The organism is Streptomyces sp. 5-10 (genome assembly GCF_014712245.1).
GTDB lineage: Bacteria > Actinomycetota > Actinomycetes > Streptomycetales > Streptomycetaceae > Streptomyces > Streptomyces violaceusniger.
On record NZ_JACVYG010000012.1, the window covers coordinates 185,164 to 192,991 of the forward strand.

5 protein-coding genes and 2 rRNA genes are annotated in these 7,828 nt (G+C 71.1%); 1 reads left to right on the forward strand and 6 read right to left on the reverse strand.

Features of this window, described 5'->3' with window-relative positions; genetic code table 11:
* Window positions 1–24: 24 nt before the first annotated feature.
* The 4 genes from IEJ02_RS17245 to mtnA all read right to left on the reverse strand — a co-directional run bounded on the left by IEJ02_RS17245 (window position 25) and on the right by mtnA (window position 5,761).
* Window positions 25–1,902: an LpqB family beta-propeller domain-containing protein gene (locus IEJ02_RS17245; RefSeq protein WP_191065689.1), complete on the reverse strand. Its 1,878-nt coding sequence runs from the start codon at window positions 1,900–1,902 to the stop codon at window positions 25–27.
* The gene (gene mtrB, locus IEJ02_RS17250) at window positions 1,892–3,865 is read right to left on the reverse strand and encodes an MtrAB system histidine kinase MtrB (RefSeq protein WP_191065690.1); all 1,974 of its coding nucleotides are present in this window, start codon (window positions 3,863–3,865) and stop codon (window positions 1,892–1,894) included. Before mtrB ends, IEJ02_RS17245 begins: the two co-directional genes overlap by 11 nt.
* A 64-nt stretch (window positions 3,866–3,929) precedes the next feature.
* On the reverse strand, window positions 3,930–4,607 hold the full coding sequence (gene mtrA / locus IEJ02_RS17255; RefSeq protein ID WP_014061181.1) for a two-component system response regulator MtrA: 678 nt from the start codon (window positions 4,605–4,607) through the stop codon (window positions 3,930–3,932).
* The gene (gene mtnA / locus IEJ02_RS17260) at window positions 4,604–5,761 is read right to left on the reverse strand and encodes an S-methyl-5-thioribose-1-phosphate isomerase (RefSeq protein WP_191065691.1); all 1,158 of its coding nucleotides are present in this window, start codon (window positions 5,759–5,761) and stop codon (window positions 4,604–4,606) included. Before mtnA ends, mtrA begins: the two co-directional genes overlap by 4 nt.
* A gap of 149 nt (window positions 5,762–5,910) precedes the next feature.
* On the opposite strand from mtnA, the gene IEJ02_RS17265 reads away from it, so the two are divergent.
* Window positions 5,911–7,176: a DUF7544 domain-containing protein gene (locus IEJ02_RS17265; protein ID WP_191065692.1), complete on the forward strand. Its 1,266-nt coding sequence runs from the start codon at window positions 5,911–5,913 to the stop codon at window positions 7,174–7,176.
* Between the two features lie 309 nt (window positions 7,177–7,485).
* Here the strand turns inward: IEJ02_RS17265 and rrf are convergent.
* Both rrf and IEJ02_RS17275 read right to left on the reverse strand, forming a co-directional pair.
* A 5S ribosomal RNA gene (rrf, locus tag IEJ02_RS17270) occupies window positions 7,486–7,602 on the reverse strand.
* A 92-nt stretch (window positions 7,603–7,694) separates the two neighbouring features.
* Window positions 7,695–7,828: ribosomal RNA gene (locus IEJ02_RS17275) — 23S ribosomal RNA — on the reverse strand; the annotation flags it as partial.

The following is a 7,828-nucleotide window of genomic DNA, read 5'->3' on the forward strand; positions in this document are numbered from 1 at the left end:
GGGGCAGACCTGACCGGGGCAGACCTAACCGGGGTAGACCGGGGCCGAGCCGTCCTGGTCCACGGTCTTCCAGTCGGTGTTCGGCAGCAGCCGCACGATGCCGTTCTCCCTGGTCTCGGCGATCAGCGGCCGGGTCTGGTCCTCCGAGGCGCCGATCGACTGCACACCGTTCGGCCCCGGCACCTCCGGGACGTTCGCCGGGGAGCCGTCCGACTCCACGTACTGGAGCTGCTGCACCCCGTCCGACTCCCGGCCCGCGACCACCAGCCGGCTGTCCCCGGCCCAGGAGAAGGTGTCCACGTCCTCCAGCTTCGGCGCGACCGCCCGCAGCGCCCCCACCGACAGCTTCGGGGCGTCCGCGGTGCCCCGCCGCTCGATCCGGCCGAGCCGCAGCGTGGTGTGGCCGGACCGCTTGACCAGCATCGCGATCCTGGAGCCGTCCGCGGACACCCGCAGCGCCGTGATCCGGCCACCGTCCAGCTTCGGCAGCTCCACCTCGTCCGCCGGTCCGGTGCCGCCCCGCAGCCGCAGCAGCCTCGGCTGCCGCGGATCCCGGTCGGCCACCCACAGACCGCCCAGCCCGTCCCAGCTGGGCGCCGTCAGACCGCGCTCCACGCTGCCGCCCCGGCTGCGCACCCGCACCTTGCCGCGGTCGGCGCCGGACGCCAGCTCGGTCACATACAGCGCCTGGCCGTCGGCAGTGACCCCCGCCGCGTCCCGCTCATCGCGGGAGACCGCCACCGAGCCCAGCCCCGCGTCATCGCCGCCGAACGGTCCCGGAACCGGCTGTGGCCGGTCCTCGTCGTCGGACAGCCGGACCATCCGGTGTTCGGAGTCCACGAAATACTGGTGCCGCGGATGGCCCTCAACCCCGTCCGGGGCGTAGGCACGCGCCGCGTCACTGGAGAGGGCACACAGCTCCGATCCGTTCTGCCGCTCCAGCCGCACCCCGCTGACCTGGGACGATCCCTCGCCCAGATCCTGGACCGTGAACAGCGTCTGCGCCGCCATCCGGGCGCAGCGCGCCGCGCTGATCCGCGCGGCCCGGTCGTTGAGCCGGATCTTCAGCGCGTTCGAGTCGTCCAGCGACAGCCGCTCGTCCCGGCGGCCGAGCGCCGCACCGCGCGGGAAGGAGCTGCTCACCACCGGCTCCAGCCACCCCGTGGGACCGTGCAGCAGCGCCTTGACGGTCGCGGTCACCGGGTCGATACGGCGCCGCACATAGACCGGATCGGCCACCAGGACGTTGTCCCCGGCCTTCGACCCCTCGGCGTCCGGACCGAGATCGGCGAAGTAGTACTTGTTGACCGAACGGTAGATGCGCTGGAAGTCGGACTCGCCGAGGATCAGCCCCCGCGGCGGCCCGTCGATCCGCCACTCCGAACCGCTCAGCGTGAGATGGATGCGCTCCTCGTACGGCTGCTCATCGGGCTTGTACGCGTGGGTCTCGTCCACGACGGCGATCCGCTTGCCCGACAGCACGACCGTCTTACCGTTGCCGTCCCGGTCGCCCGGGTCCGTCTCCACCCGCACGTCAGGCGCCTGCTCCAGCACCGTGGTGGCCGCGAAGGGCTGCCACCGCTTGACCGCGCTCTTGGTCAGGTACTCCTTCGCCGTGCCGAAGTTCTCCTCGTCGCTCGTCGTGGCCTCCAGGAAACCGGAGACCAGCTCCGCGGGCTGCTCGCCCTTGCCCGGGCTCACCCCGTACACCCGCACCTGGGAGTCGACGTCGGAGCGTGGTGAGGAGTCCACCCGCCGCACATCGCCGCTGTCGGGCATCGAGGCGCAGCCGGACAGCAGCAGGGCGCCACAGGCGAGCAGCACGGGCGCGCTCAGGCCCCGGCCGCCCGGACGGCGGCCACGGCGGCGGAAACGGCGACGGTCGGCACGGTCAGCGCCCACGAGGGCGGCCCTCCCCTTCGTTCGATGGCGTCGGCCGGGCGGACGGCTCCTGGCCGCCCAGCGGGCCGTCGGACGGCGTCTCCGGAGTGCCGCGCACCACCCGGGCCCCATTGCCCGGCAGGGCCGTCGGATCGGCGGACGGCGCCGCGGCGTCGGCGGGCAGCGCGGACCGCGGCTGCGCGGGCACCGCCGCCAGCCGCTCCGCCGCGGGTTCCGGGGGCGCGGTGTCGGCCGGACGGCGGTTGCGCCGGGAGTCTTCGGGCTCCAGGGGGATCGGCGAGCCGCGCAGCACATCGCCCGCGGTGCGCGGCAGCGTCAGCCGGAACTGCGAACCGCCGCCGGGCTCACCCCACGCCTGGAGCCAGCCGCCGTGCAGCCGCGCGTCCTCCACCGCGATCGACAGGCCCAGACCGGTGCCGCCGGTGGTGCGCGCACGGGCCGGATCGGCCCGCCAGAAGCGGTTGAACACCCGCGTCGCCTCGCCGGGCTTGAGCCCGACGCCGTAGTCCCGCACCGCGACGGCCACCGCACCGCCCGCCGTGGCGAGCCGTACGACCACGTCGCGGCCCTCGCCGTGCTCCACGGCGTTGACCACCAGATTGCGCAGCACCCGCTCGACGCGACGGGGGTCCGCCTCGGCGATCACCGGCGACTCGGCGCCCCGCACCACGATCCGGGTGCCCTTGGCCTCGGCGAGCGGCTCGGCCCCGTCCACCACCCGGTGCACCACATCGCGCAGATCGATCGGCTCGGCCTCCAGCGCGGCCGCGCCCGCGTCGAACCGGCTGATCTCCAGCAGATCGCTGAGCAGCGACTCGAAGCGGTCGACCTGGCCCCACAGCAGCTCGGCCGAGCGCGCGGTGACCGGATCGAAGTCCTCACGCGCCTCATGGATGACGTCCGCCGCCATCCTTACGGTCGTCAGCGGGGTACGCAGCTCATGCGAGACATCAGAGACGAAGCGGCGCTGCATCCGGGAGAGCTCCTCCAGCTGCTGGATCTTGAGCTGGAGGTTCTGCGCCATCTTGTTGAACGACTCCCCCAGTCGGGCGATGTCGTCCTCCCCGGTGACCTTCATCCGCTCCTGGAGCAGCCCGGCCGCCAGCCGCTCGGAGATCTCCGCCGCCATCCTTACGGGCGTCACGACCTGCCGGACCACCACCCAGGCGATGGCCCCGAGCAGCACCACCACGAACACCCCGGCCGTGGCCAGGGTGCCCTTGACCAGGCTCAGGGACTTCTCCTCCTGGGTGAACGGGAAGAGGTAGTACAACTGGTAGGCGTCGCCGTTGTTGTCATCCAGGCGCTTGCCGATGATCAGCGCGGGCTCGGAGTCCCCCGAACCCGCGTGCACGATCTTCCCGTAACGCTCGTACGGCGCCGTCCGGCCCTCGTCCACGCGACGGCGCAGATCGGCGGGCACACTGTCCGGCTGCACATCGCCGGAGGCCCTGGGCCCCCGGCTGGCCACATAGGGCGTCTCGCCGGAGTCGGAGCTGAGCGCCACCACCGAATAGGCACCCTTGCCGCCGCTGGCGAGCTGCTCCACCAGCGCGTTCAGCCAGGCGCCGGAGTCCTGGGCACCGGCCCCGGCCCCGTCCTGGCCACGGTTGTCGCTCTTGCGGTCGGCCATCTGCTCGGCCACCTCGAACCCGCCGACGGCCTGGCCCTGCGCCGCATGGCGCTTGGCGTCCAGCAGACCGTTGCGCACCTGCCCGATGACCACCAGACCCAGCAGCAGCACCACACCGAGCGACATCAGCAGCGTGGTGGCCACCACCCGCAGCTGGATGTTCCGCCGCCACAGCCGGGCAGCGGGCAACAGCGGACGGCGCACCCACCGGCCGAACAGTCGGATCACCGGATGGGCCGGCCCTCCGGACGCCCCGTCGGGCAGCAGATGCCCGCCGCTCCACAACCTGCGCAGCAGCGGTATCTCACCCGCCGGGTCGGGCCGCCCCATCCGGGCACCCTCCGGAGCCCCGCCGCCCGGTCCACCGGGCTGCGGCGCCGTACCACCGGTCATCTCAGCTGGGCCCGGCCTTGTAGCCGACACCGCGCACGGTCACGACGATCTCCGGCCGCTCCGGGTCCTTCTCGACCTTCGACCGCAGTCGCTGCACATGCACATTCACCAGCCGGGTGTCGGCGGCATGCCGATAGCCCCACACCTGCTCCAGCAGCACCTCACGGGTGAACACCTGCCACGGCTTACGGGCCAGCGCCACCAGGAGATCGAATTCCAGCGGCGTCAGCGCTATCGACTGGCCGTCCCGCTTCACCGAGTGCCCCGCCACGTCGATCACCAGATCGCCGATGGCCAGCTGCTCCGGCGCCGGCTCCTCGGAACGCCTCAGCCGCGCCCGGATCCGGGCCACCAGCTCCTTCGGCTTGAACGGCTTGACGATGTAGTCATCCGCCCCGGACTCGAGCCCGACCACCACATCGACCGTGTCGCTCTTGGCCGTGAGCATGACGATCGGCACCCCGGACTCGGCCCGGATCAGCCGACAGACCTCGATGCCGTCCCGGCCGGGCAGCATCAGATCGAGCAGCACAAGATCGGGCTTGGTCTCGCGGAAGGCGGCAAGAGCCTTGTCGCCGTCCGACACGAACGACGGTTCAAAGCCTTCGCCGCGCAGCACGATGCCGAGCATCTCTGCCAGTGCGGTGTCGTCGTCGACGACAAGGACGCGTCCCTTCATATCGACATCATCCCATTACCCGATCGTGACCTGGCCCACAGCTCGGCGATACCGTCCGTGGTGACCGGGGAAATCACGCCGTCCTCGGTGACGATCGCCGTCACCAACTCCGGTGGTGTGACGTCGAAGGCCGGATTGTGGGCCTGTGCGCCCAACGGAGCGACCGGCACTCCGGTGCCCGCCTCCTGCCCGGCAATGGGAACATACGGGATTGTGATGTCTGTCACCTCATGTCCAGGACGCTGTTCGACCTCGATCGCGGCTCCGTCAGGGGTGGCCGGGTCGACCGTGGTGGTCGGGGCTACCACCACGAACGGCACATGGTGGTAGCGGGCCAGCACCGCGAGCGGATAGCTGCCCACCTTGTTGGCCACCGAGCCGTCCGCGGCGATCCGGTCCGCGCCGATCAGCACCGCGTCCACCTCACCGGCCGCGAAGAGCGAGCCCGCCGCGTTGTCGGCGAGCAGCGTATACGCCATACCGGCGCGCGCCGCCTCGTACGCCGTCAACCGCGCCCCCTGGAGCAGGGGCCGGGTCTCGTCCACCCAGAGCCGCCGCAGCTGCCCCGCCCGGTGCACCGCCTTGACCACGGCGAGGGCGGTCCCCTCGCCTCCGGAGACCAGGGCGCCGGTGTTGCAGTGGGTGAGGATCCGATGGCCCCCGGCAGGCAGCAGCTCCTCGAGGAGCTGCCGGCCATGGGCCGCCATGCGCTCGCTGGCCTCGGCATCCTCCCGGTGCAGGGCACGGGCCTCGGCGAGGGCCGCCGCGGCGGCCCGGGCGTCGTCCGCGTCGTCCCGGCGCGCGGCGTGGTACGCGGCGACAGCCCGGCGGACGCCATAGCCGAGATTGACGGCCGTGGGACGAGCATGGGCGAGCGACTCGGCGGCCTCGTCCACATCGAAGCCGCGGGCCGCGGCGAGCGCGATCCCATAGGCCCCGGCGAGGCCGAGCAGCGGGGCGCCACGCACGGCGAGGGAGCGGATCGCCTCCACCAGCGCCGGTACATCGGTGCACACCAGATCGACCTCTTCGGCGGGCAGCCGGGTCTGGTCGAGAAGTGCCAGTACGGGCCCCTCCGGGGGCTCCTCCCAGCGCAGCGCCAGGGCGGTGGGAGGTATGGAGCCTTCCGGGGACACCGGATGCTGATCAGCCATCCGCCCAGTTTGCCCTGTGCGCCACCGACTATTGAAGTGCCGGACCGCCCCCAGTGACCGGTACGGGGTGGAAGGCACCGTGGCACGATGGCTGACATCCACCCGCCGCGGACGCCGCGGCCGGTCAACGAACGACCTACGGAGCGACGATGAATGACACTCCGGGCTGGGCCCCGCCCGGATCGTCCCCTTCCGACGAACCGGACCACGGCGCTCAGCAGCAGGGCGAGCCCGCCGACCAGCCCATTCCGGAGCAGCGAGCATGGGGCGAACAGTGGGCCCGCCGCCAGCCGCCGCCCGGCCGCTGGGCCGCGACAGGAGGCCGCACGCCACCGCCGGTGCCGCCTGCTCCCGCGCCGGGCGGCGGATGGGGCACCGGCCGGCGTCAGCCACCCGCTCCCCGCCCCGGTGTCATTCCACTGCGCCCCCTGAGCGTCAGCGAGATCCTGGACGGCGCGGTGACCATCATGCGCGCCCACTGGCGCACGGTCCTCGGCATCTCGCTGATCGTCTCGATCGTCACCCAAGGTCTGATCACGGCCGCCACGGGACTGTGGTTCAACGACGGCCGGGGGAACGAGAGCAATGTCCTCGACGATCCGGACGCCACCGTCGGCCAGGCACTGCGCGCCGTCGGCGACACGCTCGGGGACAGCGGAGTCACCCTGCTGCTCGGCGTCCTCGGAACGATCGTCACCACCGCCCTGCTGACCGTGGTCGCCGCACGGGCGGTGCTGGGCCGGACCGTGTCCGCCAGGGAGGCATGGACCGGTGCCCGGCCGCACCTCCTTCAGCTGTGCGGGCTGCTCCTGCTGATCCCCGCCATCGCCGCGGCCGTCATCGCCGCCGGTATGACGCCGGGTCTGCTGCTGGCCGTCGCGGGTGTGCCGAGCGAAGGCGCCGCTCTGGCCTCTCTGGGCGGGCTCGCCGCGGCATGCGTCGCCGCCTGGCTCTGGGTCCGCTTCAGCCTCGCCGCGCCCGCGCTGATGCTGGAGAAGCAGGGGATCATCAAGGCCCTGCGACGCTCCTTCAAGCTGGTGCGCGGCTCGTGGGGGCGCGTCTTCGGCATCCAACTGCTCGCCGTCGTCCTGGTCTTCATCGTCGGCGCCATCGTCGAGATCCCCACCAGCCTGGTCGCCATGGTGATCGGCGGCGACAACGCCATGGACTGGCTGTCCGGCGAATCCGTCTCCGTCGGCTGGACCTTCCTGATCGTGGTCGGCGTGGGCGGACTGATCAGCTCGACCATCACCTTCCCGATCAGCGCGGGTGTGACGGCCCTCCTCTACATGGACCAGCGCATCCGGCGCGAAGCCCTCGACCTCGAGCTCGCCCGCGCCGCGGGGATGCCGGGAGAGTCGACAGCGGGCCATGGCGGGGACCAGCCGACCGTCGGCTCCAGGTCTTGGAACTGACGGCATCACAACAGGCGGGGACGAACGAGGCGTCACCCTACGCCCCCTCACCGCACACCTCGTCATGCTCACAGGCCATCACCTCCCCCTCAGCCCACTCAGCGCATGAGTCTGCTGGCTCCTGGGCCTCTTGACTGGTCATCAACGGGCCGTCTGACTGGCCCTCACTGACTACTCTGCGTGACCCCAGCCACGCCACGCCAGAGCCCTGATGCCTTTTCACTCGATCCGGTGGAACATCCGATCGAGTGGGAACGCAAAAATGCCTCGGTCCCGAGCACTAAGTGCTCGGGACCGAGGCTAAAATTTGTTCGGCGGCGTCCTACTCTCCCACAGGGTCCCCCCTGCAGTACCATCGGCGCTGAAAGGCTTAGCTTCCGGGTTCGGAATGTAACCGGGCGTTTCCCTAACGCTATAACCACCGAAACACTATGAAACTTTGAACCGGACCCAGCCCCGCAAGCGGGACGGTCAAACGGTTCGTTGCTTCAGAACCAACACAGTGGACGCGAGCACCTGAGGACAAGCCCTCGGCCTATTAGTACCAGTCAACTCCACCGGTCACCCGGCTTCCATATCTGGCCTATCAACCCAGTCGTCTACTGGGAGCCTTAACCCATCAAGTGGGTGGGAGCCCTCATCTCGAAGCAGG